Genomic DNA, 25,474 nt, shown 5'->3' on the forward strand with positions numbered 1-25,474 from the left:
AGGATTGCGGGGCCTCCAAAAAAGCTGCTGCGCCGTAACAGGGGCAGGTCACAGCATTGAATCCGACATTGACAGAGGTTAAGTAAATGATTGTTTACCCGGTTAAACATAGCCCGTTATTGCGCCAGCCAGAACATTTTATTGCCAGGGATGAATTAAAAACGCTGATCAAAAAGGTGACGCATAACCTGGTCAATATTCATGACGAAACCGGTGAGTTCTTACTGCGTCTGGACGATGGACGCGTAATTGATACTAAAGGCTGGGCGGGATGGGAGTGGACACACGGCGTCGGCCTGTACGGGATGTATCAGTACTATCTGCAAACCGGCGATGAAACGATGCGCGATATCATCGATAGCTGGTTTGCCGATCGCTTTGCTGAAGGTGCAACCACTAAAAACGTGAACACCATGGCGCCATTTTTAACGTTGGCGTATCGCTATGAAGAGACGCGTAATCCAGCGTATCTGCCGTGGCTCGACAGCTGGGCTGAGTGGGCAATGCATGAGATGCCGCGTACCGAATTTGGTGGTATGCAACACATCACGCTGGCGGAAGAAAACCATCAACAGATGTGGGATGACACGCTGATGATGACGGTTTTACCGCTGGCGAAGATTGGCAAGCTACTCAATCGCCCGGACTACATCGAAGAGGCAACGTATCAGTTCCTGCTGCACGTGCAAAACCTGATGGATAAAGAAACGGGGCTGTGGTTCCACGGCTGGAGCTATGAAGGAAATCATAACTTTGCTAATGCCCGCTGGGCGCGTGGCAACAGTTGGTTAACTATCGTGATCCCGGACTTCCTCGAATTACTTGATTTACCGGAAAACAATGCTGTTCACCGCTATCTGGTACAGGTCCTGAACGCGCAAATCGCGGCGCTGGCGAAATGCCAGGATGAAAGTGGGTTGTGGCATACCTTGCTGGACGACCCGCAGTCGTATCTGGAAGCATCGGCAACTGCCGGATTTGCCTATGGGATCCTCAAAGCAGTACGTAAACGCTACGTTGGGCAAGAGTATGCGCCGGTAGCCGAAAAAGCCATTCGCGGCATTGTGCAGCATATTTCACCGGAAGGTGAACTGCTGCACACCTCGTTTGGTACCGGGATGGGACACAATCTCGATTTCTACCGCAACATCCCTCGGACCTCCATGCCTTACGGACAGGCGATGGCGATGCTGTGCCTTACCGAATACTTGCGAAAGTATTTTTGATATCGGTATTCGATGGCGATACCGCTATCGGACCTGATTGTTCAGTCGTCACTGTTTGTACCGTGTTGTCCTGCGGGGCAAACAGATGATCCATGATCTGACGCATAACCGGCGCGGCGGTGACACCATCGCTGCCGCCGTTTTCCAGAATTAACGCCACCGCGACCTTCGGGTTCTTATAGGGTGCAAATGCGGTATAGAACACGTGGTCGCGCAAGCGGACAGGGATCATCTTCGCATTGTAGGTCTGATTTTCTTTCAGGCTAAAGACCTGCGAGGTGCCGCTTTTTGCCGCAATGCCGTATGGCGCGGTGTGAAAGAACTTATAACCTGTACCATTTGGTTCATTTGCCATGCCGAACATCGCCTGACGCACCAGTCCCCAGTAGGGCGATGAGGCCGAGGCGATTTGTGATGGTGCTTCTGGAGCCTGATACGGCGTGATGGTTTTGCCGCTCTCTTCATCGAGCAGCAGGTGAGGGACGATAACCTTGCCGTTGTTAATCAGTGCGACCATGGCTTTTACCATCTGAATAGGTGTGGCAATCCAGTAGCCCTGACCGATGCCAACTGAAATAGTGTCCCCCTGATACCAGGCTTTTTTGTGCACTTTTTGCTTCCATTCGCGGCTCGGAAGCAGGCCGTTATACTCCTCATCAAGATCGATGCCGGTCGGTTTACCATAACCAAACTGGCTGAGCATGCTGTTAATCCGGTCGATCCCCATCATATACGCCACCTGATAGAAGAACGTATCGGCAGACTCTTCTATCGCTTTGGTGACATCCAGCATACCGTGGCCCGTTTTTTTCCAGTCACGGTAATGTCGCTCGGTGCCGGGTAGCGTCCAGGTAGGGGCGCCGAAGAAACTGGTCTGCGGCGTGATCACACCGTTCAGTAATGCCGACATCGCCATATACGGTTTGACCGTTGAAGCGGGAGGGTACAATCCCTGCGTGACGCGGTTGATTAATGGCAGGTCTTTATCCTGGAGTAGCTTGTTATAGTCCTGATAGCTGATGCCTTTGACAAACGGATTGGGGTCATAGCTGGGGTTTGAGACCATCGCCAGGACGGAACCGTCGTGTGGATCTTCAACCAAAACGGCGGCACGCTGGCCAGCCAACAAACTCTCAATGTATTGCTGTAAATGTAAATCCAGCGTCAGATGGATATCTTTTCCGGCAACGGGCGGCACATCTTTGATCAGGCGTACGATGCGTCCGTGGTTATCTACTTCCACCTCCTGATAACCGGTTTTTCCATGCAGTTCGTTTTCGTAATAGCGCTCAATACCTTGCTTACCGATGTTGTGATCGGCGGCGTAGTTCTCCGCCAGACCCTTTTGATCCAGTGCTTTCAGGTCGTTGTCATTGATTTTTGAAACATAACCCAGGACATGCGCCAGCGCCGCGCCATAGGGATACTGGCGGTCTTCGTAACTATTGATGTTGACGCCGCTAAAATGAAACTGGTTTACCGAAAAACGGGCGATTTCGACATCGGTTAGCGCATTTTTTAGCACCACAGGACGATAGCGGCTGCTGGCTTTCAGCTCATGGCGAAACTGGTCTATGTCATCAGGTGTGAGGTCAACGATCGGTGTGAGCTGCTGGAGTAACGCATTCATATCGCTGATTTTATACGGCGTAACGGAAATATCGTACCAGGTAACGTTGCGCACCAGCGGGATGCCGTTGCGATCGTAAATCATGCCACGCGTTGGGGCGACGGGCAGCATTTTGATGTCGTTTGCATTCGACCGGGTGGTGTAATACTGGTGCTGGCAGATTTGTAAGTTATACAGATTGTAAATCAGGATGCCAAAACAGATGACTACCAGGCCAAAGGCCACCAATACACGCCGCTGGAAGAGTTTTTCTTCCGCCTCAAAATCTCTGAATGTCATTGACCCGTACCCGATTAATTCGCCGCCTAATGATACGGAGGCTTAGACGGGATGACAGGCAAAAGATGTTCCATATCTCTAGGGAAATGTGTCATTCCTTGTGGGTTGTTACAAATTACAGTGAACGTAGCCGTTTCTCGTCGGCCTGAGTGTGCTGCCTACGAGGGCGGTCATTCGGGGAAATAAAAAAACCCGCGACATAGCGCGGGCTTTCATATTACTTGAGGTGATTACATACGTTCTACGGTTTCGATACCCAGTGTATCCAGACCCAGCTTCAGGGTTTTCGCCGTCAGTTGTGCCAGCTTCAGTCGGCTGTTACGAATCTCTTCGTTTTCAGCGCTGAGAATAGGGCAGTGCTCGTAGAAGCCTGAGAACAGACCAGCAACGTCGTACAGATAAGCACACATCACGTGTGGCGTACCTTCACGCGCAACGACGGTCAACGTTTCTTCAAACTGCAACAGACGCGCCGCCAGTTGAGCCTCGCGATCTTCGCTGATAACGACCTGCGCATTTGCCAGCGCGCTTTCGTCGATATCTGCTTTACGGAACACGGACAGTACGCGGGTATAAGCGTACTGCATATATGGCGCGGTGTTACCTTCGAACGCCAGCATGTTGTCCCAGTCGAAGATGTAGTCGGTGGTACGGTTTTTGGACAGATCCGCGTATTTCACTGCGCCGATACCGACCGCATTTGCCAGTTTTTCCAGTTCGTCGGCAGGCATGTCCGGGTTCTTCTCCGCGACCAGACGACGTGCGCGCTCCAGCGCTTCATCCAGCAGATCGGCCAGTTTAACTGTGCCGCCCGCGCGGGTTTTGAACGGTTTACCGTCTTTGCCCAGCATCATACCGAACATGTGGTGTTCCAGCGGCACTGAATCCGGCACATAACCGGCTTTACGTACGATGGTCCAGGCCTGCATTAAGTGCTGATGCTGGCGGGAGTCGATGTAATAAAGTACGCGATCGGCATGCAGGGTTTCGTAACGATACTTGGCGCAGGCGATGTCTGTTGTGGTGTAGAGATAGCCGCCATCTTTCTTCTGAATGATAACGCCCATCGGTTCGCCTTCCTTGTTCTTATACTCATCAAGGAATACGACGGTAGCGCCTTCGCTTTCAACAGCCAGGCCTTTCGCCTTCAGATCGGCGACGATGCCAGGTAGCATCGGGTTGTACAGGCTTTCGCCCATGACGTCGTCACGGGTCAGGGTAACGTTGAGGCGATCGTAGGTTAACTGGTTCTGCGACATGGTAATGTCGACCAGTTTGCGCCACATCTCGCGGAAGTATTCGTCACCGCCTTGCAGTTTCACAACATAACTACGGGCGCGTTCCGCGAAGGCTTCATCTTCGTCGTAATGTTTTTTCGCATCACGGTAGAAACCTTCCAGGTCAGCCAGCGCCATCTCTCCGGCATTTTCCTGCTGCTGTTTTTCCAGCCATGCGATGAGCATACCGAACTGAGTACCCCAGTCGCCGACGTGGTTAGCGCGAATAACGTTGTGACCGAGGAACTCCAGCGTACGCACCGCCGCGTCACCGATGATGGTGGAACGCAGGTGACCAACGTGCATCTCTTTCGCTACGTTAGGCGCGGAGTAGTCAACCACGACGGTTTGTTTAGCCGGTTGAGTTACGCCCAGACGATCGGAAGCCAGCGCCTGCTGAACGTGCTGCGCCAGAAATGCCGGATCGAGAAAAATATTGATAAAGCCCGGGCCTGCAATTTCAACTTTGCTGGCAATCCCGTTGAGATCCAGATGAGTCAGCACCTGCTCAGCCAGTTGTCGCGGCGCCATACCCAGTTTTTTAGCGACAGCCATCATGCCGTTAGCTTGATAGTCGCCGAACTGTACTTTTGCTGACTGACGAACCTGCGGTTCGCAATCTGCAGGCGCGCCTGCAGCAATCATGGCCTGACTGACTTTTTCTGAGAGAAGAGCCTGAATATTCACCGGAATACCTTACATTTATGAAGCGGCCTAAAATTCACCGCACCAGTTTAAGAATTAAGGGCGGGAGTATACTGCAAATGCCCGTTGCCGTCAGCATTGTGTGTACCGCCAGTAGCCTGAAATATAAACAATGCAATGGCGTAAATTTATTCATGATGTGTTCGGAGAAAACAGCGGTTGGATGGCGCAGCGCAACAGAGTAAATTAGCGACTTTGAACATGGATATGAGCTTTTAATATGGCGAACTGGCAAACCGTTGCAGAACTACAGGATATTTCTGCAGATTTACCGCATTTCACGCAGGCATTAACGGAACTTTCTACCCGTCTTGGGCTGGATATCACAGGCCTGGAAGCCGATCACATTTCCTTGCGTTGCCATCAAAATACCACCGCAGAACGCTGGCGTCGTGGGTTTGAACAGTGCGGTGAATTGTTGTCAGAAAACATCATTAACGGCAGACCTATTTGTCTTTTTAAACTGCATGAGCCGGTTTGTGTGCAACATTGGCAATTTTCCATCGTCGAACTGCCGTGGCCGGGCGAAAAACGCTACCCTCATGAAGGCTGGGAACATATTGAAATTGTTCTGCCGGGAGAGGCGGAAACGCTGAATGCGCGAGCGCTGGCGCTGCTTTCCGATCACGGTCTGAGTCAACCGGGCATTTTTGTGAAAACCAGCTCGCCAAAAGGAGAGCGTGAGCGTTTACCGAATCCGACGCTGGCGGTTAGCGATGGTAGCGTGACGATAAAATTCCATCCGTGGTCGATTGAAACCATTGTGGCAAGTGAACGTCAGGAGTGAGCATGGCTATACTGGAAATCTGCTGTTACAGCATGGAGTGCGCGCGCACGGCGCAGCAAAACGGCGCGGAGCGTATTGAACTATGCTCGGCACCCAAAGAAGGGGGCTTAACGCCGTCACTGGGCGTCTTGCGTTCCGTTCGCCAGCACATTTCGATTCCCGTCAATCCCATTATTCGCCCACGTGGAGGCGACTTTTGCTACACCGAAGGTGAATTTGCTGCAATGCTGGATGATATTGCGATGGTCAGGGAACTGGGATTCTCAGGGCTGGTGACCGGCATTTTAGATGTGGATGGCAATGTCGATATGCCGCGCATGGAGAAAATAATGATTGCCGCTGGTTCGCTGCAAGTCACTTTTCATCGGGCCTTTGATATGTGTGCTAACCCACTCAATGCGCTTAAAAAATTAGCTGATTTAGGCATTGCCAGAGTACTCACTTCAGGGCAAAAATCAGATGCGGCGCAAGGTTTAACAAAAATAATGGAACTTATTGCGCAGCCCGGTGCTCCAATCATTATGGCCGGAGCGGGGGTTCGCGCCTCGAATTTGTCCCTGTTCCTTGATGCTGGAGTGCAGGAAGTCCACAGTTCTGCCGGAGTATGGCTGGCTTCACCAATGCGTTATCGCAATTCGGGGTTGTCGATGTCTTCGGATGCGCAGGCGGATGAGTATTCGCGCTATGCGGTAGACGGGACGGCGGTTGCTGAAATGAAAGCAATCATTGCACACCATCAGGCCAGCTGATTTTTACCGTTGCATCATGTCGCCCAATATGATGCTTGCTCGTACCAGGCCCCTGCAATTTCAACAGGGGCCTTTTTTTCTCCTTCATATTTCAAGCCGCAGCAGCGTTGGCCGCCTCGCGCACCCCGGTCACGTAGTTATCTACGCTCCCGGGGATTTGCTGCGTTGCCGCCTTGCTGCAACTTGAACTATTTTGGAGAAACGGCGCTATACGTAACGGTCATTCGGCAATCTATTACGGCTTACGCGCAATCAATACCGCACGTAATGGGGCGGGGTAGCCTTCCACCGTTTTGCTGTGGTCGTTAGGGTCGAGGAAGTCGGCCAGCGACTCGGTTACCATCCACTCGGTGCGGCGCTGCTCTTCGGTGGTGGTGACGCAGACATCGGCGATGCGCACATCAACAAAACCGCATTTTTCCAGCCAGTTTTTTAGCGCCAACGCAGATGGAATAAAGTAGACGTTACGCATCTGCGCGTAACGATCGCCCGGCACCAGTACGGTATTTTCATCACCTTCGACGACCAGCGTTTCCAGCACCAGCTCGCCATCTTTAACCAACTGATCCTTTAATTGCCACAGATGTTCCAGCGGCGATCGGCGGTGATAAAGCACGCCCATGGAGAACACAGTGTCAAAGGCGTTTAGCGCTGGAAGTTGCTCAATACCCAGCGGCAGCAGGTGAGCACGCTGGTCATTGCCCAGCAGTTTACGTACCGCCTCAAACTGGCACAGAAACAGTTGCGTAGGATCGATCCCAACCGCCAGATGCGCTCCAGCGCCAATCATGCGCCACATGTGATAGCCACTGCCACAGCCGACATCAAGAATGGTACGGCCGGTGAGATCAGACAAGTGCGGCAGAACGCGGTCCCACTTCCAGTCGGAACGCCATTCGGTATCGATGTTGACGCCGTACAGCGAGTACGGTCCTTTACGCCATGGCATCAGGTTACGCATCAGGGTGTCGATGCGTTTAAGCTGGCCTTCGCTGAGCGGTTCTTTACTTTCTGCGGTAACGCTGTGTAGTAAGTCCAGACGATGCGGCGTCAGCTCGGGCAGAAACTCGACGGCGTTTGACCATTGCTTAAAAAGACCGTGCTGATCGCGCTGCCAGGCAGCGATTTGCGCCGGAAGCGTTTCCAGCCAATGGGACAGATGATTTTTGGCAATCAACTGATAAAAGTTACCAAAATCGATCATGCGCTAACCTCAGCTTTCAACGCCACCAGAGAGCCAAAGTTGAAGCACTGGAACCACAATTCGCTGTGCTCAAAGCCGGCCTGATGCAGTCGCGCTTTGTGCGTTTCTACCGAGTCGGTCAGCATCACGTTTTCCAGCATGCTGCGTTTCTGACTAATTTCCAGTTCGCTGTAGCCATTGGCCCGTTTGAAGTCGTGGTGCATGTTGAACAGCAGCTCGCCAACGTTAGCGTCTTCGAAACTGAATTTTTCAGACAGCACCAGCGCGCCGCCGGGATTCAACCCTTGATAAATCTTATCCAACAATGCCTGGCGCTCAGGTGGCTCAAGGAATTGCAGGGTAAAATTCAGCACCACCATCGAGGCGTTTTCGATAGTAATGTTGCGAATATCGCCTTCGACTACCTCAACCGGGGTCGGTGCCTTATAGGCGTCAATATGACGACGGCAGCGCTCAACCATCGCCGGGGAGTTATCGACGGCAATAATTTTGCAATTCTCGTGATGAATATTGCGACGCACCGAGAGCGTCGCCGCGCCCAGAGAACAGCCCAGATCGTAGACCTGCGTGTTGGGTTGTACGAAACGTTCGGCCAGCATGCCAATCATAGAAATGATATTGGAATAGCCAGGAACGGAACGCTGGATCATATCCGGGAAGACTTCAGCTACCCGTTCATCAAAGGTCCAGTCACCCAGACTGGCGATAGGCGCAGAAAAAAGCGTGTCGCGGTGAGACATAACGTAAAAATCCGGGAAAAATAAAGTGGCGTATTGTGCGCTAATGCAGGGAGAAAACCAACTCCCAGGGCATATACCAAAGATTCGCCAGCACCATTAGCAACAGCGAACACCAGGTTGCGCTCATGCCTGAACGGCGCCAGCGGAAGAGCCGGTGGTGGAATCCGTAATAATGCATCAGTCGTCCGGCAATCAACATCAGCCCGCAAATATGCACCATCCACGTCTCTGCGCCGTTCATTTCCATAAATAACAGCAGCACTAACGCGACGGGAATATATTCCACCGCATTACCGTGAATGCGGATAGCGCTTTGCAGTTCACTAAAACCTCCATCGCCATAGGCAACGCGATATTGCATGCGCAGGCGAACGACGTCAAAGGAGAACTTTATTAACAATAACGCACCCAATACGGCATAAAGCGCGCTTACCATACAAACTCCCTTTTAAAATGGCTGCTGGCACTGACTATGATAGGTGGCAATTTCAGAAAAGAGAAGATTGCTGTGGAATAGAGGGTGCTGATCCGATCTCTGGCAGGGCGCTGCGTAAATCTGCCCATAGCGTATCAACAAGCTCCGGGGCCTGCGCGATGTCCGGCGTATGCAAAAACAGATACGGCGTCGTGGTGCGTTGCCATAGCGATAGCTTGGTCAGCCAGACGGCAAAAAGCTCGCTGTTTTGTGCCATATTATCGCTACCGATAAAGCGTACCATCGGATGGTTTGCCGTCACTACCGCATGCACCGGAACCTTCGGTTTCTTGCGCTGGGCGTCACGTATTGCTTCAGTATGCGGGATTGCGGCATGCACCGGGCGGCTGTCCAGAATCACCCGGTTTACTCCGCGCTCGTGTAAACCGCGATTAAATAGCTGCTCGGCTTCGCCTTTGGCAAAGAAGTCTGGATGGCGAACTTCCACACCGTAGGTAAAGGAATTCGGGAGCACATCGAGAAACTGCCACAGGGCAGGCAGATCGCGTGGGCCAAAAGTCGCAGGTAATTGCAGCCAGTATTGTCCAATGCGCGATTCCAGCGGCGATATGCGCGTAAAAAATTCCTGTACGAGGTCATCACAATTACGCAGCGCAGCCTGATGCGAAATGGTCGCCGGAAACTTAAAACAAAATCGAAACGCATCGGTGGTCTGTGCCTGCCAGCGGGCAACAATATCAGCTTTAGGCAGCGCATACAGCGTGGTATTGCCCTCCACGCAGTTAAAATGGCGGGCATACTCTTCAAGGCTGGTGATCCCCAGACGCACCCATTTTGGATGCGACCACTGAGGTAATCCGATATAAATCATAGCGCTTGCAGAATCTCCTCCACGCTGCGAACGCGCGCAATGCGCGGGAAAATGTGGGTCATGCTGCCCTGGTGTTGCTCAGCACTGGCGGCGCTACAGGCATCCTCTGCAATGATAAGACTGAAACCCAGCTCCCACCCATTTCGCGCCGTCGACTCAACACCAATGTTCGTCGAGATCCCGCACAGGACGATGGTATCAATACCCCGGCGACGCAGCTGCAATTCCAGATCGGTACCATAGAAGGCTCCCCACTGGCGTTTAGTCACTTCGATATCGCTGGCGCATTTCCCCAAAGCAGCCGGGTAATGCCACCAATTTTCAGGTAACGCTTTTGCCGGAGTCTGAGCATCTACGGGTTGTTTCAGCGCTTCGGCGTAATCGTCAGACCAGCCGACGCGCACCATTACCACCGGGGAACCGTGGGCACGGAATTTTTCCGCCAACTGCGCGGCGCGGGTAACCACATCATGTGCCGTATGAGGGCCGCCAGCGAAAGGCAGGATCCCTTCCTGTAAATCAATTACGACAAGGGCGGTTGTTTTAGCGTTCAATTCCAGCATGGTCACTCCAGTAATAAAAGAATTCCGTTACACCTTAATCGCGAATCAGTGTGAAAGGGGCGACAATTTTTGTTATTTTTTGTGAGATTACGCAATGCCCGTCCAGGAAACAGGCGTACAGTCAGTACCGGACTGAGAGTCTATCCCAGTAGGCTCTTATCGTGCGGCAGAATTTCCAGTATAATAGCCGCCTTTTTTCATTCAGTTGTGACATTCAGCTAAAGCTGCGACTTCGTCATCTGCGAGACAGGTGACAATCCGCCTGCGGCAAAGTTAAGGGATATCTCATGCGTACAGAATATTGCGGACAGCTACGTCTGTCCCACGAGGGGCAGCAGGTGACTCTGTGTGGTTGGGTCAACCGTCGTCGTGATCTTGGTAGCCTGATCTTTATCGATATGCGCGACCGCGAAGGTATCGTGCAGGTATTTTTCGATCCGGACCGTGCGGACGCGTTAAAGCTGGCCTCCGAACTGCGTAATGAGTTCTGCATCCAGGTTACGGGCACCGTGCGTGCGCGTGACGCGAAAAACGTCAACGCCGATATGGCGACGGGCGAAATTGAAGTGCTGGCCTCCGATCTGACCATCATCAACCGTTCAGACTCGCTGCCGTTGGACTCTAACCACGTCAACACCGAAGAAGCGCGACTGAAGTATCGCTATTTAGATCTGCGTCGCCCTGAAATGGCGCAGCGCCTGAAAACGCGTGCCAAAATCACCAGTCTGGTGCGTCGTTTTATGGACGACCACGGCTTCCTCGACATCGAAACACCGATGCTGACCAAAGCGACGCCGGAAGGCGCGCGCGATTACCTGGTACCTTCTCGCGTACATAAAGGTAAATTCTACGCGCTGCCGCAATCACCTCAGTTGTTTAAACAGCTGCTGATGATGTCTGGCTTTGACCGCTACTATCAGATCGTAAAATGCTTCCGTGATGAAGACTTACGTGCTGACCGTCAGCCTGAATTTACCCAGATCGACGTTGAGACTTCCTTCATGACCGCACCGCAGGTGCGTGAAGTGATGGAAGCGCTGGTGCGTAACCTGTGGCTGGAAGTGAAAGGTGTGGATCTGGGTGATTTCCCGATCATGACCTTTGCCGAAGCTGAGCGTCGTTACGGTTCCGATAAACCAGACCTGCGTAACCCGATGGAGCTGGTTGACGTTGCCGATCTGGTGAAAGACGTTGAGTTCGCAGTGTTCTCTGGCCCAGCAAACGATGCGAAAGGCCGCGTAGCTGCTCTGCGTGTACCGGGCGGTGCTGCACTGAGCCGTAAGCAGATCGACGATTACGGTAACTTTATCAAGATTTACGGCGCGAAAGGCCTGGCTTACATCAAAGTCACCGAACGTGCGAAAGGTCTGGAAGGTATTACCAGCCCAGTTGCTAAGTTCCTGAACGCAGAAATTGTGGAAGCGATTCTGGCACGTACCGGTGCACAAGACGGCGACATGATTTTCTTCGGTGCCGACAACAAGAAAGTAGTTGCCGACGCGATGGGCGCGCTGCGTCTGAAACTGGGTAAAGATCTGAGCATTACCGACGAAGCCAAATGGGCGCCGCTGTGGGTTATCGACTTCCCAATGTTCGAAGACGATGGTGAAGGCGGACTGACCGCAATGCACCACCCGTTCACCGCGCCGAAAGATATGACGGCCGCTGAGCTGAAAGCTGCGCCGGAAGACGCGGTTGCCAACGCGTACGATATGGTCATCAACGGCTACGAAGTAGGCGGCGGTTCCGTGCGTATTCACAACGGCGACATGCAGCAAACCGTATTCGGTATTCTTGGCATTAATGAGCAAGAACAGCGTGAGAAATTCGGCTTCCTGCTGGATGCACTAAAATATGGTACACCGCCGCATGCGGGCCTGGCGTTTGGTCTGGACCGTCTGACTATGCTGTTGACCGGTACTGACAACATTCGTGACGTTATTGCTTTCCCGAAAACCACGGCTGCAGCGTGTCTGATGACTGAAGCGCCAAGCTTTGCCAACGAAGCTGCGCTGGCGGAACTGAGCATTCAGGTTGTTAAGAAGGCCGAGAATAACTGATATGACATATAAACAGCCTGTCTCGGTGTTAGTCGTGATTTATGCAAAGGACACCGGGAGAGTGCTGATGTTACAGCGACGCGACGATCCTGATTTCTGGCAGTCGGTCACCGGCAGCCTTGAAGAAGGTGAAACCGCGTCGCAAGCCGCTATGCGCGAAGTAAAGGAAGAGGTCGCCATTGATGTTGCATCTGAGCAACTGACCTTAATTGACTGTCAGCGCACGGTGGAGTTTGAGATTTTTAGCCATTTACGTCATCGCTATGCACCGGGAATTGAACGTAATACTGAATCCTGGTTTTGCCTGGCACTTCCCTCAGAACGAGAGATCGTGTTCACCGAACATCTGACCTATCGTTGGGTTAATGCGGTTGAAGCCGCCCAATTAACCAAGTCGTGGAGTAACCGGCAGGCGATTGAAGAGTTTGTAATTAACGTCGCCTGAAAAGGCGCGCTTTTTGGAGATATTATTTATGGCAGGTCATAGTAAATGGGCCAACACCAGACACCGTAAAGCAGCGCAGGATGCTAAACGCGGTAAAATTTTCACCAAAATAATTCGTGAGCTGGTGACGGCGGCTAAACTGGGCGGCGGCGATCCGGATGCTAACCCGCGTCTGCGTGCAGCGGTTGATAAAGCGCTGGCTAACAACATGACCCGTGACACCCTGAACCGTGCAATCGCGCGCGGTGTGGGTGGTGATGAAGATTCCAACATGGAAACCATCATCTATGAAGGTTACGGTCCTGGCGGTACAGCCGTTATGATTGAATGTCTGTCTGACAACCGTAACCGTACCGTTGCGGAAGTGCGTCACGCATTCACGAAAACGGGTGGTAACCTCGGTACCGACGGTTCCGTGGCTTATCTGTTCAGCAAAAAAGGCGTGATCTCCTTTGAACAGGGCGACGAAGACGCCATCATGGAAGCGGCGCTGGAAGCAGGTGCTGAAGACGTTGTGACCTTCGACGACGGCGCAATTGACGTTTACACCGCGTGGGAAGAGATGGGCAAAGTGCGTGACGCGCTGGAAGCGGCTGGTCTGAAAGCGGACGCAGCTGAAGTGTCTATGATCCCATCCACCAAAGCGGATATGGATGCAGAAACAGCGCCGAAGCTGATGCGTCTGATCGATATGCTGGAAGACTGCGACGACGTGCAGGAAGTTTACCACAACGGTGAAATCTCCGATGAGGTTGCTGCCACCTTAGAATGATGTGGTTAAGCCATAAAATAACAGGAGATGCGTGATGTCTATTATTCTCGGCATTGACCCGGGGTCTCGCATCACCGGTTATGGCGTTATTCGTCAGGTCGGCAGGCAGCTGACCTACCTCGGCAGCGGCTGCATTCGCACCAAAGTCGACGATCTTCCGTCACGTCTGAAGTTGATTTACGCGGGCGTGACGGAAATCATCACCCAGTTTCAGCCGGACTATTTTGCCATTGAGCAGGTTTTTATGGCGAAGAACGCCGACTCGGCGCTAAAGCTGGGACAGGCTCGCGGCGTGGCAATCGTTGCGGCGACCAATCAGGATCTACCGGTCTTTGAATACGCGGCCCGCCAGGTAAAACAGACCGTGGTGGGGATCGGTAGCGCGGAAAAAAGCCAGGTCCAGCATATGGTACGCACGCTGCTAAAACTCCCGGCGAATCCGCAAGCAGATGCCGCGGATGCACTGGCGATTGCCATTACCCACTGCCATGTCAGTCAGAACGCCATGCAAATGAGCGAGTCGAGGCTGAATTTGGCGCGAGGTCGATTACGTTAGTGACAAATGAGGCTGGATATCTATCCAGCCTTTTTTTATGATAGCGCATTACCTTTTAGCCCTTAACGCAGGAGCGTCACGTGATAGGCAGACTCAGAGGCATCATTATTGAAAAACAACCCCCGCTGGTCCTTCTGGAAACGGGCGGGGTAGGCTATGAAGTGCATATGCCGATGACCTGTTTCTACGAGTTGCCGGAAGCCGGGCAAGAAGCGATTATTTTCACCCATTTTGTGGTGCGAGAAGATGCTCAGCTATTGTATGGCTTTAACAACAAGCAAGAGCGCACGCTGTTTAAAGAGTTAATCAAAACCAATGGCGTGGGGCCGAAGCTGGCGCTGGCGATCCTCTCCGGTATGTCTGCTCAGCAGTTCGTTAATGCCGTGGAGCGCGAAGAGCTGGGCGCGCTGGTGAAATTACCGGGTATTGGTAAGAAAACCGCAGAACGCCTGATTGTAGAAATGAAAGACCGCTTTAAAGGTTTGCATGGTGATCTCTTTACACCAGCAGCGGATCTGGTCCTGACGTCTCCGGCAAGCCCGACAACGGACGACGCCGAGCAGGAAGCGGTTGCTGCGCTGGTGGCGTTGGGCTATAAACCACAGGAAGCCAGCCGCATGGTGAGCAAAATTGCCCGCCCTGATGCCAGCAGTGAAACCCTGATTCGTGAAGCGCTTCGCGCGGCATTGTGAGGTAAAGGATGATTGAAGCAGATCGCCTGATTTCGGCTGTCAGCACTACCCCTGAAGATCTGGTGGATCGTGCGATTCGCCCAAAATTGCTGGAAGAGTACATTGGCCAGCCTCAGGTCCGTTCGCAAATGGAGATTTTTATCCAGGCGGCGAAGCTGCGCGGTGACGCTCTCGATCACCTGCTGATTTTCGGTCCTCCTGGTCTTGGTAAAACTACGCTTGCCAATATTGTCGCCAATGAAATGGGCGTTAATCTGCGCACCACGTCCGGTCCGGTACTGGAAAAAGCGGGTGACCTGGCGGCAATGCTTACCAACCTTGAACCCCACGATGTGCTGTTTATCGATGAAATACATCGTCTGTCACCGGTGGTGGAAGAGGTGTTGTATCCGGCGATGGAAGATTATCAGCTGGATATCATGATTGGTGAAGGACCGGCTGCCCGTTCGATTAAGATCGATCTGCCGCCGTTCACGCTAATCGGGGCGACGACGCGCGCCGGGTCGTTAACCTCTCCGCTGCGTGACCGTTTTGGTATTGTGCAGCGCCTGGAGTTCTATCAGGTGGCTGACCTGCAGCACATTGTTGGGCGTAGCGCACGCTTTATGGGCCTGGAAATGAGCGATGAAGGCGCGCTGGAAGTGGCACGCCGTGCCCGCGGTACGCCGCGTATCGCCAACCGTTTATTACGCCGGGTACGCGATTTCGCCGAAGTGAAGCATGACGGCACAATTTCAGCAGATATTGCCGCCCAGGCGCTGGATATGCTCAATGTGGATGCGGAAGGATTCGATTATATGGACCGTAAGCTGCTGCTGGCGGTTATCGATAAATTCTTTGGCGGACCGGTAGGACTGGATAACCTGGCAGCGGCGATTGGGGAAGAGCGTGAAACCATTGAGGACGTGCTGGAGCCGTATCTGATTCAGCAAGGTTTTCTACAGCGTACGCCGCGTGGACGTATGGCAACCGTGCGCGCCTGGAACCATTTTGGCATTACACCGCCACAGATGCCTTAATGCCTGATGTCGCGACGCTCATCAGGCCTGGGCGATTTTGTGGGCCCGGTAAGCGCAGCGCCACCGGGCAACGCATGCTTAGCTCGCTTGCTTTTTCATCATGCTGAAAATAAACAGCAGCGCGGCGCACAGCACCACGGAAGGACCTGCCGGGGTGTCATAGAAGGCCGAGAAGGTCAGCCCGCCTGTAACCGCTATCATTCCCACTCCAACGGCAACCCCTGCCATCTGCTCCGGCGTACGGGCAAAGCGACGGGCGGTCGCCGCAGGGATGATAAGCAGTGAGGTGATAATCAGCGCCCCGACAAACTTCATCGCCACGCCAATCGTTAACGCCGTAACCAGCATCAGCAGCAGCTTCACGCGTTGCAGCTTCACACCATCGACAAATGCCAGATCCGGACTGATGGTCATCGACAGCAGGTTACGCCACTGCCAGAACAGAATCGCCAGAACAATAACCACGCCGATGGCGATGGAGATAAGATCTTCAGGCGTTACGGCGAGCAAATCACCAAACAGGTAAGCCATCAGATCCACACGGATGTTGGACATCAGGCTGACAACAACCAGCCCCAATGACAACGCGCTGTGCGCCATAATACCCAGCAAGGTATCGATCGCAAGGTGAGGGCGCTTCTCCAGCCATACCAGACCGCCAGCCAGCAACAGGGTGACGGCGATAACCGCATAGAAAGGGTTTACGTCCAGCAGAAGGCCAAAGGCGACCCCCAGCAGCGAAGCGTGGGCCAGCGTATCACCGAAATAAGACATTCGACGCCAGACTACAAACGAGCCGAGTGGGCCAGCGGCACAGGCCAGCATGATCCCAGCTAACCAGCCGGGTAATAACAATTCAATCATGAGTGACCATTTCCCCGGCGTAAGACGATACGACCCTGTAAATCGTGGCGGTGATTGTGATTATGACGGTAAATTCCGAGTTGTTCGGCGCCGCGTTGCCCGAACATTGAGATGAATTCCGGGTGCATAGAAACCACTTCAGGCGCACCGGAACAGCAAATATGATGGTTCAGGCACAGTACCTCATCGGTTTTGGCCATCACCAGATGCAGGTCATGGGAAACCATCAGTACGGCGCAATCCAGTTCACGTCGCAACTGGTCGATAAGGTCGTACAGTGCGACCTGCCCATTAACATCCACGCCCTGGGTTGGTTCATCGAGCACCAGTAGCTGAGGTTTATTCAATAAAGCACGGGCCAACAGGACGCGTTGTGTTTCCCCGCCAGAGAGCTTTTGCATCGGTGCATCCATCAGATGCCCGGCCTGAACGCGCTTCAGTGCCGGAAGGATATCCTCTTTTTTGGTGCCGGGACGTAAGCGCATAAACCGACTTACCGTCAGTGGCAGCGTAGTATCGAGGTACAGTTTTTGCGGTACATAGCCAATCCGCAATTGACCATTACGCTTGATTACTCCCTCATCAGCCGCTACCAGCCCTAATACAACGCGCACCAGCGTAGACTTCCCGGCACCATTTGGGCCGAGAAGCGTTAAAATTTTACCGGGTCGAAGTTCAAGCGATACGTCAGACAGGACGCGGCGTTGACCATAAGAGACCGAGACATTTTCCAGTGAAACCAAAGTCGTCATATCAATTTTAGTCTTGCAGAAGTTATAGAATGTTATAATATCACATTTCTTACATTCATTACGATGATTGGTCGCATTATGTTACATAAAAATACGCTTCTTTTCGCAGCATTATCCGCTGCTCTTTGGGGTAGTGCAACACAGGCAGCAAATGCCGCTGTGGTGGCCTCACTCAAGCCGCTGGGGTTTATTGCTTCAGCCATTGCAGACGGGGTAACAGACACTGAGGTTCTCCTGCCTGACGGGGCTTCCGAACATGACTATTCACTGCGTCCATCAGACGTAAAACGCTTACAGGGCGCGGACTTAGTTGTTTGGATTGGACCTGAGATGGAAGCGTTTATGGAAAAGTCAGTCAAGAATATTCCTAACGCGAAACAGGTAACGATTGCGCAGCTCAATGACGTGAAACCGTTACTCTTGAAAGGTGCTGATGACGACGATGACGATCATGGACACAATGATGCTGGCAGTGAAAAAAGTGACGAGCATCACCATCATGGCGATTACAACATGCATCTTTGGCTTTCCCCAGAGATAGCGCGGGCCTCAGCGGTTGCAATCCATGAAAAATTAGTGGAACTTATGCCGCAAAGTCGAGCCAAACTTGACGCCAACCTGAAGGATTTTGAGGCACAATTAGCCGCAACCGATAAGCAGGTAGGTAACGAGCTCGCACCGCTCAAGGGAAAAGGTTATTTCGTTTTTCATGACGCCTATGGCTACTACGAGAAACATTACGGACTAACACCGCTTGGTCACTTTACCGTGAACCCTGAGATTCAACCTGGTGCGCAGCGTTTACATGAAATAAGAACACAGTTGGTTGAGCAAAAAGCAACCTGCGTTTTTGCTGAGCCACAGTTCAGGCCAGCGGTCGTTGAAGCCGTCGCGAGAGGGACATCCGTTCGAATGGGAACGTTGGATCCGCTCGGAACGAATATCAAACTGGGTAAAACAAGCTATTCAGCGTTTTTGAACCAATTAGCCAACCAGTATGCGAGCTGCCTGAAAGGAGATTAATGAGGAAGTGAATACGTGCAACAGATAGCCCGCTCTGTCGCTCTGGCATTTAATAATCTGCCGCGACCCCATCGCGTTATGCTGGGGTCGCTTACCGTACTGACATTGGCCGTCGCCGTCTGGCGGCCTTATGTTTACCATCCCGATTCAGCACCCATCGTTAAAACTATCGAGCTGGAAAAAAGCGAAATTCGTTCACTGTTGCCTGAGGCCAGTGAACCTATCGATCAGGCCGCGCAGGAAGACGAAGCCATTCCGCAGGATGAACTGGATGACAAAACGTCTGGTGAAGCCGGCGTGCATGAGTATGTCGTCTCCACAGGCGATACTCTGAGCAGTATTCTTAATCAGTACGGCATCGATATGGGCGACATCAGTCAGCTCGCTGCTTCCGATAAAGAACTGCGCAATCTGAAAATTGGTCAGCAGTTATCCTGGACCTTAAGCGCGGAAGGTGACCTGCAGCGTCTGACCTGGGAAGTGTCCCGCCGTGAAACCCGCACTTACGATCGCACTGCGACAGGTTTCAAAATGAGCAGCGAAATGCAGCAGGGCGATTGGGTTAACAGCCGTATCAAAGGCACGGTGGGCGGAAGCTTCGTCGCCAGCGCCAAAGAGGCCGGACTGACCAGCTCTGAAATCAGCGCGGTGATTAAGGCCATGCAGTGGCAGATGGATTTCCGCAAACTGAAAAAAGGCGATGAGTTCTCAGTGCTGATGTCTCGCGAAATGCTGGACGGTAAGCGCGAGCAAAGCCAGCTGCTGGGCGTGCGTTTACGTTCTGAAGGCAAAGACTATTACGCCATCCGTGCTGAAGACGGTAAGTTCTATGACCGTAACGGTACCGGGCTGGCGAAAGGCTTCATGCGTTTCCCGACGGCGAAACAGTTCCGCATCTCCTCGAACTTTAACCCGCGTCGCCTGAATCCGGTGACTGGACGCGTAGCGCCACACAAAGGTGTCGACTTTGCGATGCCGCAGGGGACGCCTGTACTGTCGGTAGGCGATGGTGAAGTGGTTGTAGCGAAGCGTAGCGGCGCTGCCGGATACTATGTTGCGGTACGTCATGGTCGCACTTACACCACCCGTTATATGCACCTACGCAAGCTGTTGGTGAAACCAGGTCAAAAAGTGAAACGTGGCGATCGTATCGCGCTGTCAGGTAACACGGGACGTTCAACTGGTCCGCATCTGCACTACGAAGTGTGGATCAACCAGCAGGCCGTGAACCCTCTGACGGCTAAACTGCCGCGTACAGAAGGTCTGACCGGCTCGGATCGCACCGATTATCTGGCGCAGGTGAAAGAAGTTATGCCTCAGCTACGTTTTGATTAATTAGCACACTGATAAAGCCGGTACGCGATGCGTGCCGGCTTTTTTATTTTGTACGGCGCACGGTGCGCCGCTACACTATCAGCAGATTTACTTTTCGCGGCACCAGACACTGGAAGAGCATGGAAACGAAAAAAAAGAATATTGAGTATATCCCTGAGTTTCATAAATCATTTCGCCATCCGCGCTACTGGGGCGCCTGGCTGGGTGTAGCGGCGATAGCTGGGATTGCGTTAACGCCAGCGTCATTTCGCGATCCTATTCTGGCAAAGCTCGGACGGATGGTTGGACGCTTGGGAAAAAGCTCACGTCGCAGAGCGCTGATCAATTTATCCCTTTGTTTTCCTGAACGCAGCGAAGCTGAGCGCGAAGCCATTGTTGATGAGATGTTCGCGACCGCCCCTCAGGCGATGGTCATGATGGCGGAACTCGCCCTGCGCGGGCCGGAGAAAATTCAGAATCGGGTTGACTGGCAGGGCCTTGAAATCATCGAAGAGATGCGCCGCAACGATGAAAAAGTGATTTTTCTCGTTCCTCATGGCTGGGGCGTAGATATCCCGGCGATGCTGATGGCTTCCCAGGGACAGAAAATGGCAGCAATGTTCCACAATCAGGGAAACCCGGTATTTGATTACGTCTGGAACACGGTACGCCGTCGTTTCGGAGGTCGATTACATGCGCGTAATGATGGCATCAAACCGTTTATTCAGTCTGTACGTCAGGGATATTGGGGATACTACCTCCCGGATCAGGACCACGGGCCTGAGCACAGCGAGTTTGTCGATTTTTTTGCTACCTATAAAGCAACGTTACCGGCAATTGGTCGCTTGATGAAGGTCTGCCACGCGCGTGTAGTGCCGCTGTTTCCGGTGTATGACGGTAAAACTCACCGCCTGACGATTAAGGTCCGTCCTCCGATGGATGACATCCTGACAGCGGATGACCACACCATTGCCAGACGAATGAACGAAGAGGTGGAGATTTTTGTCACGCCTCATGTCGAACAATACACCTGGATACTGAAACTGCTTAAGACGCGTAAACCCGGCGAGATTGAGCCCTATAAGCGCAAAGATCTCTATCCGAAGAAATAAAAAAAAGCCTCTCAAACGAGAGGCTTTTTTACATCAAACTCTGGTGTTACTCGACGGTCAGGATACGCGTGGTGTTAGTTGAGCCAATGGTGCTCATCACATCGCCCTGTGTCACGATCACCAGATCGCCGGAAACCAGATAGCCTTTATCGCGCAGCAGGTTCACTGCTTCATTGGCGGCAACGACGCCATCTGTTTCGCTGTCAAAGTGAACCGGGGTGACACCGCGATACAGAGAGGTCAGATTCAACGTACGTTCATGACGAGACATCGCGAAAATTGGCAGACCGGAACTGATACGAGAAGTCATCAGCGCAGTACGACCAGACTCCGTCATAGCGATGATAGCGGTGACCCCTTTCAGGTGGTTAGCAGCGTACATCGCTGACATCGCAATCGCTTCTTCAACGTTATCAAACTGCACGTCAAGGCGGTGTTTAGAGACGTTGATGCTTGGGATCTTCTCTGCACCCAGGCAAACGCGCGCCATTGCCGCGACGGTTTCCGCCGGGTACTGACCTGCTGCTGTTTCGGCAGAGAGCATTACGGCATCGGTGCCGTCGAGGACGGCGTTAGCCACGTCCATCACTTCCGCACGAGTCGGCATTGGGTTGGTGATCATCGACTCCATCATCTGTGTGGCGGTGATGACCGCACGGTTCAGCTGACGCGCACGGCGAATCAACGCTTTCTGAATACCTACCAGCTCAGGGTCACCGATTTCAACACCCAGGTCGCCACGGGCTACCATCACTACGTCAGAAGCCAGGATGATGTCATCCATCGCATTCTGGTCGCAGACGGCTTCTGCACGTTCTACCTTGGCGACAATTTTCGCATCGCAACCGGCGTCGCGCGCCAGACGGCGGGCATAGTTTAGATCTTCGCCGCAGCGCGGGAAGGAGACAGCCAAATAGTCAACGCTGATTTGCGCAGCGGTAATGATGTCGGCTTTGTCTTTTTCGGTCAGGGCTTCAGCAGAGAGACCGCCGCCCAGTTTGTTGATGCCCTTGTTATTGGACAGCGGGCCACCGACAGTGACTTCGGTGAAGACTTTCATGCCCTGAACTTCCAGCACTTTAAGCTGTACGCGACCGTCGTCGAGCAGCAGGATGTCGCCAGGCACGACGTCTGCAGGCAGTCCCTTATAATCAATGCCGACTTTTTCTTTGTCGCCTTCGCCTTTACCGAGGTTGGCGTCTAACAGGAACTTGTCGCCAACATTAAGAAAAACTTTACCTTCTTTAAAGGTAGATACGCGGATTTTAGGTCCCTGCAGGTCACCCAAAATAGCTACATGACGTCCCAGTTTTGCGGCAATTTCACGGACCTTATCCGCCCGCAGTTTGTGATCTTCTGGGGAGCCGTGGGAAAAGTTCATACGTACGACGTTCGCACCCGCGGCGATAATCTTCTCAAGGTTGTTATCGCGGTCAGTTGCCGGGCCTAACGTGGTAACGATTTTGGTTCTGCGAAGCCTTCTGGACATGTAATACTCCGTTGACTGAAACAACTAGGTGTTGCGTGAACATTAATCCGGCCGTTCTCAAACATTAACGGTAAAATGAACGACCCGGATGATAAAAGGGTAGAACATTGTTATTGCTTTTAGCGGTCATCACTCTTGATGAGTAATTCTTTATCAAAACGCGATTCCTTAAGCGCTTCCTTGACACGCTTCAAGTTATCTCTAAATTTTGCCCCTCGGCGCAAAGTAAATCCTGTAGCCAGCACATCTATCACGGTCAGTTGAGCAAGTCGAGAGACCATGGGCATATAAATGTCAGTATCTTCCGGCACATCGAGGGTAATAGCCAGCGTGGCTTCACGCGCCAGTGGCGTCCCGGGAGAGGTGAGGGCGATAACCATAGCGTCGTTTTCCCTTGCTAACTGCGCCAGTTCAACCAGACTTTTGGTTCTTCCGGTATGAGAAATAAGCACAATGACGTCGTCGTCGCTACAATTCATACAACTCATCCGTTGCAGGACAATGTCGTCGGAATAGATTACCGGTACGTTAAAGCGGAAAAATTTGTTCATCGCGTCGTGTGCGACCGCGGCGGAAGAACCTAAACCAAAGAAGGCGATTTTCTTCGCCTGGGTTAACAAATCTACCGCCCGGTTTACCGCCGCGTTATCCAGCGACTGACGAACGTGGTCAAGGCTTGCCATCGCCGATTCGAAGATTTTCCCCGTATAAGATTCTACGCTGTCATCCTCATCCACATTGCGATTAACATAAGGGGTACCATTTGCCAGACTTTGTGCCAGATGCAGTTTAAAATCAGGGAAGCCGCGCGTATCCATGCTACGACAGAAACGGTTCACCGTCGGTTCGCTGACGTTGGCTTCTACAGCAAGCGCAGCGATGCTTGAGTGAATTGCCCGCTCGGGAGAGGCAAGAATAATGTCGGCGACTTTACGCTCTGACTTGCTCAAATGTTCCAGTTTTAACTGGATTTTTTCCAGCATATTCATGATGTAGGTAGACTCATGGGTCATGGGCAAAAACGATTTCAACGATAAGGAGAAATCGAGCGGTAACTCTGGTAGATAGTACCCCTGCTAGTGCAGCAACGGGACAAAATGGACAAAATAGTTGTTGTTTTTTTTCATTACATGATCGGAGTCGGATTTTCATACTTCTTCATGGGTACGAAAAAGACGACTTTTTTATCCATTTTGATGGGTTATACGTCAATAAAGCGGCTGTTCGCGGTAACAGCACGGCTGGATAAGCGTTTACGGTTTCCGGATTCACGTAAAAGCAGTACAGTGCACTGTAATAAAATTACAACCAGTGTCTGGCAAAAGCACCAGGCACTTAATTGAGGAGAATGACATGGCGGTAACGCAAACAGCCCAGGCATGTGATCTGGTCATTTTCGGCGCGAAGGGCGACCTGGCGCGACGGAAATTGCTGCCTTCCCTGTATCAACTGGAAAAGGCCGGCCAGATTAACCCGGATACCCGCATCATTGGGGTTGGGCGTGCCGACTGGGACAAAGCAGCCTATACCAAGGTTGTGCGCGAAGCGCTCGAAACCTTCATGAAAGAAAAAATTGATGAAAGGTTGTGGGAAACCCTCAGCGGTCGTCTTGAGTTTTGTAACCTGGACGTCAACGACACCGCCGCGTTTAAGCGTCTGGGCAAAATGCTGGATCAAAAATCGCGTACCACCATCAACTATTTCGCAATGCCGCCAAGCACCTTTGGCGCGATCTGCAAAGGTCTGGGTGAAGCAAAGCTGAATGCTAAGCCTGCCCGCGTGGTGATGGAAAAACCGCTGGGCACGTCACTGGCAACATCCCGTGAAATCAACGATCAGGTTGGCGAGTATTTCGAAGAGTGCCAGGTTTACCGCATCGACCACTATCTCGGCAAAGAGACGGTACTGAACCTGTTGGCACTGCGTTTTGCCAACTCCCTGTTTGTGAATAACTGGGATAACCGCACTATCGACCACGTAGAAATTACCGTGGCGGAAGAAGTGGGCATTGAAGGGCGCTGGGGCTACTTTGACCAGGCCGGTCAAATGCGCGACATGATCCAGAACCACCTGCTGCAGATCCTGTGCATGATCGCGATGTCTCCGCCGTCCGATCTGAGCGCAGACAGCATCCGTGATGAAAAAGTGAAAGTACTGAAATCACTGCGTCGTATCGATCGTTCGAACGTACGTGAAAAGACAGTTCGTGGTCAGTACACCGCCGGTTTTGCCCAGGGCAAAAAAGTTCCGGGATACCTGGAAGAAGAAGGCGCGAACAAGAGCAGCAACACGGAAACGTTTGTGGCGATCCGTGTGGATATCGATAACTGGCGCTGGGCGGGCGTACCGTTCTACCTGCGTACCGGTAAGCGTTTACCGACCAAGTGCTCTGAAGTGGTGGTTTACTTCAAAACGCCTGAGCTGAACCTGTTCAGAGAATCCTGGCAGGACCTGCCGCAGAACAAGCTGACTATTCGTTTGCAGCCTGATGAAGGTGTCGATATCCAGGTACTGAACAAAGTGCCGGGACTGGATCACAAGCATAACCTGCAAATTACCAAACTTGACCTGAGCTACTCCGAAACCTTCAACCAAACGCATCTGGCCGACGCTTATGAGCGCCTGCTGCTTGAAACGATGCGCGGCATTCAGGCGCTGTTTGTGCGTCGAGATGAAGTTGAAGAAGCATGGAAGTGGGTCGATTCCATTACCGAAGCCTGGGCAATGGACAACGATGCACCGAAGCCGTATCAGGCCGGGACCTGGGGACCAGTTGCCTCTGTGGCCATGATTACCCGTGATGGTCGTTCCTGGAACGAATTCGAGTAAAATATCATCTAGCCCATAGGTGTTATTTTACCGGTAACATGATCTAACACAGATTGTAGAATAATTTTTGCACTTTTAAG

Annotated in this window: 24 protein-coding genes; 13 read left to right on the forward strand and 11 right to left on the reverse strand. The window is 52.4% G+C overall.

Translation table 11 applies throughout. The features are described from left to right. The first annotated feature begins 86 nt into the window (after window positions 1–86). Window positions 87–1,226 carry a beta-galactosidase BglB gene (bglB, locus tag JQN59_RS09940; protein ID WP_008785063.1) on the forward strand — a complete coding sequence of 380 codons (1,140 nt, stop codon included), beginning with the start codon at window positions 87–89 and terminating at the stop codon, window positions 1,224–1,226. On the opposite strand, the gene mrdA is transcribed toward bglB, so the two are convergent. Beyond that, window positions 1,198–3,135: a penicillin-binding protein 2 gene (mrdA, locus tag JQN59_RS09945; protein WP_048216124.1), complete on the reverse strand. Its 1,938-nt coding sequence runs from the start codon at window positions 3,133–3,135 to the stop codon at window positions 1,198–1,200. The genes bglB and mrdA overlap by 29 nt on opposite strands. Window positions 3,136–3,365: 230 nt before the next feature. Next, complete coding sequence (argS, locus tag JQN59_RS09950; RefSeq protein ID WP_003833857.1) at window positions 3,366–5,099, reverse strand: arginine--tRNA ligase; 1,734 nt, start codon at window positions 5,097–5,099, stop codon at window positions 3,366–3,368. A 238-nt stretch (window positions 5,100–5,337) separates the two neighbouring features. On the opposite strand from argS, the gene JQN59_RS09955 reads away from it, so the two are divergent. Next, window positions 5,338–5,904: a VOC family protein gene (locus tag JQN59_RS09955; RefSeq protein ID WP_003833855.1), complete on the forward strand. Its 567-nt coding sequence runs from the start codon at window positions 5,338–5,340 to the stop codon at window positions 5,902–5,904. A 2-nt stretch (window positions 5,905–5,906) separates the two neighbouring features. Further along, window positions 5,907–6,653: a copper homeostasis protein CutC gene (cutC, locus tag JQN59_RS09960; protein WP_136392055.1), complete on the forward strand. Its 747-nt coding sequence runs from the start codon at window positions 5,907–5,909 to the stop codon at window positions 6,651–6,653. A 235-nt stretch (window positions 6,654–6,888) separates the two neighbouring features. On the opposite strand, the gene cmoB is transcribed toward cutC, so the two are convergent. Genes cmoB through JQN59_RS09985 form a run of 5 tightly spaced genes read right to left on the reverse strand, consistent with a single transcriptional unit; the run spans window position 6,889 to window position 10,467 of the window. Next, the gene (cmoB, locus tag JQN59_RS09965; RefSeq protein WP_003833851.1) at window positions 6,889–7,857 is read right to left on the reverse strand and encodes a tRNA 5-methoxyuridine(34)/uridine 5-oxyacetic acid(34) synthase CmoB; all 969 of its coding nucleotides are present in this window, start codon (window positions 7,855–7,857) and stop codon (window positions 6,889–6,891) included. After that, complete coding sequence (gene cmoA, locus JQN59_RS09970) at window positions 7,854–8,597, reverse strand: carboxy-S-adenosyl-L-methionine synthase CmoA (protein ID WP_003034686.1); 744 nt, start codon at window positions 8,595–8,597, stop codon at window positions 7,854–7,856. The genes cmoB and cmoA overlap by 4 nt, the downstream gene beginning before the upstream one ends. Window positions 8,598–8,637: 40 nt before the next feature. Next, window positions 8,638–9,033 (reverse strand): MAPEG family protein, encoded by a 396-nt coding sequence (locus JQN59_RS09975; protein WP_003833847.1) that lies wholly within the window; start codon window positions 9,031–9,033, stop codon window positions 8,638–8,640. 52 nt (window positions 9,034–9,085) lie between these two features. Further along, window positions 9,086–9,904, reverse strand: a complete 819-nt coding sequence (locus tag JQN59_RS09980) for a DUF72 domain-containing protein (RefSeq protein ID WP_149607412.1) — start codon at window positions 9,902–9,904, stop codon at window positions 9,086–9,088. Then, complete coding sequence (locus JQN59_RS09985) at window positions 9,901–10,467, reverse strand: hydrolase (protein ID WP_048224201.1); 567 nt, start codon at window positions 10,465–10,467, stop codon at window positions 9,901–9,903. The genes JQN59_RS09980 and JQN59_RS09985 overlap by 4 nt, the downstream gene beginning before the upstream one ends. 287 nt (window positions 10,468–10,754) lie before the next feature. On the opposite strand from JQN59_RS09985, the gene aspS reads away from it, so the two are divergent. From aspS to ruvB, 6 genes are all read left to right on the forward strand, one after another. Beyond that, on the forward strand, window positions 10,755–12,527 hold the full coding sequence (gene aspS / locus JQN59_RS09990; RefSeq protein WP_048216173.1) for an aspartate--tRNA ligase: 1,773 nt from the start codon (window positions 10,755–10,757) through the stop codon (window positions 12,525–12,527). Window position 12,528: 1 nt separating this feature from the next. Continuing rightward, entirely contained in the window at window positions 12,529–12,972 is a 444-nt protein-coding gene (nudB, locus tag JQN59_RS09995; RefSeq protein ID WP_003034863.1) for a dihydroneopterin triphosphate diphosphatase, read from the forward strand. Window positions 12,973–13,000: 28 nt separating this feature from the next. After that, window positions 13,001–13,744, forward strand: coding sequence for a YebC/PmpR family DNA-binding transcriptional regulator (locus JQN59_RS10000; protein WP_003833836.1), 744 nt, complete (start codon window positions 13,001–13,003; stop codon window positions 13,742–13,744). A gap of 34 nt (window positions 13,745–13,778) precedes the next feature. Then, on the forward strand, window positions 13,779–14,300 hold the full coding sequence (ruvC, locus tag JQN59_RS10005; protein ID WP_003034867.1) for a crossover junction endodeoxyribonuclease RuvC: 522 nt from the start codon (window positions 13,779–13,781) through the stop codon (window positions 14,298–14,300). An 80-nt stretch (window positions 14,301–14,380) separates the two neighbouring features. Then, window positions 14,381–14,992, forward strand: a complete 612-nt coding sequence (gene ruvA, locus JQN59_RS10010; RefSeq protein ID WP_003034869.1) for a Holliday junction branch migration protein RuvA — start codon at window positions 14,381–14,383, stop codon at window positions 14,990–14,992. An 8-nt stretch (window positions 14,993–15,000) separates the two neighbouring features. Then, window positions 15,001–16,011 carry a Holliday junction branch migration DNA helicase RuvB gene (gene ruvB / locus JQN59_RS10015; protein ID WP_003034872.1) on the forward strand — a complete coding sequence of 337 codons (1,011 nt, stop codon included), beginning with the start codon at window positions 15,001–15,003 and terminating at the stop codon, window positions 16,009–16,011. 78 nt (window positions 16,012–16,089) lie between these two features. Here the strand turns inward: ruvB and znuB are convergent, their stop codons facing one another. Next, window positions 16,090–16,875, reverse strand: a complete 786-nt coding sequence (znuB, locus tag JQN59_RS10020) for a zinc ABC transporter permease subunit ZnuB (RefSeq protein WP_003034874.1) — start codon at window positions 16,873–16,875, stop codon at window positions 16,090–16,092. Next, window positions 16,872–17,627, reverse strand: coding sequence for a zinc ABC transporter ATP-binding protein ZnuC (gene znuC / locus JQN59_RS10025; protein ID WP_003833829.1), 756 nt, complete (start codon window positions 17,625–17,627; stop codon window positions 16,872–16,874). Before znuC ends, znuB begins: the two co-directional genes overlap by 4 nt. Before the next feature lie 78 nt (window positions 17,628–17,705). Between znuC and znuA the strand changes: the two genes are divergently transcribed. The 3 genes from znuA to lpxM all read left to right on the forward strand — a co-directional run bounded on the left by znuA (window position 17,706) and on the right by lpxM (window position 21,076). Next, a complete protein-coding gene (gene znuA / locus JQN59_RS10030; RefSeq protein WP_133158639.1) occupies window positions 17,706–18,650 on the forward strand; it encodes a zinc ABC transporter substrate-binding protein ZnuA in 945 nt (314 codons plus the stop codon). Between the two features lie 15 nt (window positions 18,651–18,665). After that, entirely contained in the window at window positions 18,666–19,985 is a 1,320-nt protein-coding gene (mepM, locus tag JQN59_RS10035; RefSeq protein WP_003833825.1) for a murein DD-endopeptidase MepM, read from the forward strand. 119 nt (window positions 19,986–20,104) lie between these two features. Next, on the forward strand, window positions 20,105–21,076 hold the full coding sequence (lpxM, locus tag JQN59_RS10040) for a lauroyl-Kdo(2)-lipid IV(A) myristoyltransferase (protein WP_048216176.1): 972 nt from the start codon (window positions 20,105–20,107) through the stop codon (window positions 21,074–21,076). A gap of 46 nt (window positions 21,077–21,122) precedes the next feature. Here lpxM and pyk read toward each other — a convergent pair whose 3' ends face one another. Both pyk and JQN59_RS10050 read right to left on the reverse strand, forming a co-directional pair. Beyond that, window positions 21,123–22,565: a pyruvate kinase gene (gene pyk, locus JQN59_RS10045; protein WP_003034890.1), complete on the reverse strand. Its 1,443-nt coding sequence runs from the start codon at window positions 22,563–22,565 to the stop codon at window positions 21,123–21,125. Between the two features lie 119 nt (window positions 22,566–22,684). Further along, on the reverse strand, window positions 22,685–23,554 hold the full coding sequence (locus tag JQN59_RS10050; RefSeq protein WP_003034893.1) for a MurR/RpiR family transcriptional regulator: 870 nt from the start codon (window positions 23,552–23,554) through the stop codon (window positions 22,685–22,687). A gap of 364 nt (window positions 23,555–23,918) precedes the next feature. On the opposite strand from JQN59_RS10050, the gene zwf reads away from it, so the two are divergent. After that, window positions 23,919–25,394, forward strand: a complete 1,476-nt coding sequence (zwf, locus tag JQN59_RS10055; RefSeq protein WP_048216177.1) for a glucose-6-phosphate dehydrogenase — start codon at window positions 23,919–23,921, stop codon at window positions 25,392–25,394. Window positions 25,395–25,474: the final 80 nt, after the last annotated feature.

This window comes from Citrobacter sp. B72, assembly GCF_016894305.1.
GTDB classification, from domain to species: domain Bacteria; phylum Pseudomonadota; class Gammaproteobacteria; order Enterobacterales; family Enterobacteriaceae; genus Citrobacter; species Citrobacter portucalensis.

Excerpts from the sequence above, each read along its gene's own strand:
- bglB (WP_008785063.1), top strand. The coding sequence starts at position 87 with ATGATTGTTTACCCGGTTAAACATAGCCCGTTATTGCGCCAGCCAGAA.
- JQN59_RS09980 (WP_149607412.1), bottom strand. The coding sequence starts at position 9,904 with ATGATTTATATCGGATTACCTCAGTGGTCGCATCCAAAATGGGTGCGT.
- JQN59_RS09985 (WP_048224201.1), bottom strand. The coding sequence starts at position 10,467 with ATGCTGGAATTGAACGCTAAAACAACCGCCCTTGTCGTAATTGATTTA.
- znuA (WP_133158639.1), top strand. The coding sequence starts at position 17,706 with ATGTTACATAAAAATACGCTTCTTTTCGCAGCATTATCCGCTGCTCTT.
- zwf (WP_048216177.1), top strand. The coding sequence starts at position 23,919 with ATGGCGGTAACGCAAACAGCCCAGGCATGTGATCTGGTCATTTTCGGC.
- pyk (WP_003034890.1), bottom strand. The coding sequence starts at position 22,565 with ATGTCCAGAAGGCTTCGCAGAACCAAAATCGTTACCACGTTAGGCCCG.
- ruvB (WP_003034872.1), top strand. The coding sequence starts at position 15,001 with ATGATTGAAGCAGATCGCCTGATTTCGGCTGTCAGCACTACCCCTGAA.
- nudB (WP_003034863.1), top strand. The coding sequence starts at position 12,529 with ATGACATATAAACAGCCTGTCTCGGTGTTAGTCGTGATTTATGCAAAG.
- mrdA (WP_048216124.1), bottom strand. The coding sequence starts at position 3,135 with ATGACATTCAGAGATTTTGAGGCGGAAGAAAAACTCTTCCAGCGGCGT.
- znuC (WP_003833829.1), bottom strand. The coding sequence starts at position 17,627 with ATGACGACTTTGGTTTCACTGGAAAATGTCTCGGTCTCTTATGGTCAA.
- cutC (WP_136392055.1), top strand. The coding sequence starts at position 5,907 with ATGGCTATACTGGAAATCTGCTGTTACAGCATGGAGTGCGCGCGCACG.
- JQN59_RS10050 (WP_003034893.1), bottom strand. The coding sequence starts at position 23,554 with ATGAATATGCTGGAAAAAATCCAGTTAAAACTGGAACATTTGAGCAAG.
- JQN59_RS09955 (WP_003833855.1), top strand. The coding sequence starts at position 5,338 with ATGGCGAACTGGCAAACCGTTGCAGAACTACAGGATATTTCTGCAGAT.
- JQN59_RS10000 (WP_003833836.1), top strand. The coding sequence starts at position 13,001 with ATGGCAGGTCATAGTAAATGGGCCAACACCAGACACCGTAAAGCAGCG.
- cmoB (WP_003833851.1), bottom strand. The coding sequence starts at position 7,857 with ATGATCGATTTTGGTAACTTTTATCAGTTGATTGCCAAAAATCATCTG.
- cmoA (WP_003034686.1), bottom strand. The coding sequence starts at position 8,597 with ATGTCTCACCGCGACACGCTTTTTTCTGCGCCTATCGCCAGTCTGGGT.
- znuB (WP_003034874.1), bottom strand. The coding sequence starts at position 16,875 with ATGATTGAATTGTTATTACCCGGCTGGTTAGCTGGGATCATGCTGGCC.
- JQN59_RS09975 (WP_003833847.1), bottom strand. The coding sequence starts at position 9,033 with ATGGTAAGCGCGCTTTATGCCGTATTGGGTGCGTTATTGTTAATAAAG.
- ruvC (WP_003034867.1), top strand. The coding sequence starts at position 13,779 with ATGTCTATTATTCTCGGCATTGACCCGGGGTCTCGCATCACCGGTTAT.
- lpxM (WP_048216176.1), top strand. The coding sequence starts at position 20,105 with ATGGAAACGAAAAAAAAGAATATTGAGTATATCCCTGAGTTTCATAAA.
- aspS (WP_048216173.1), top strand. The coding sequence starts at position 10,755 with ATGCGTACAGAATATTGCGGACAGCTACGTCTGTCCCACGAGGGGCAG.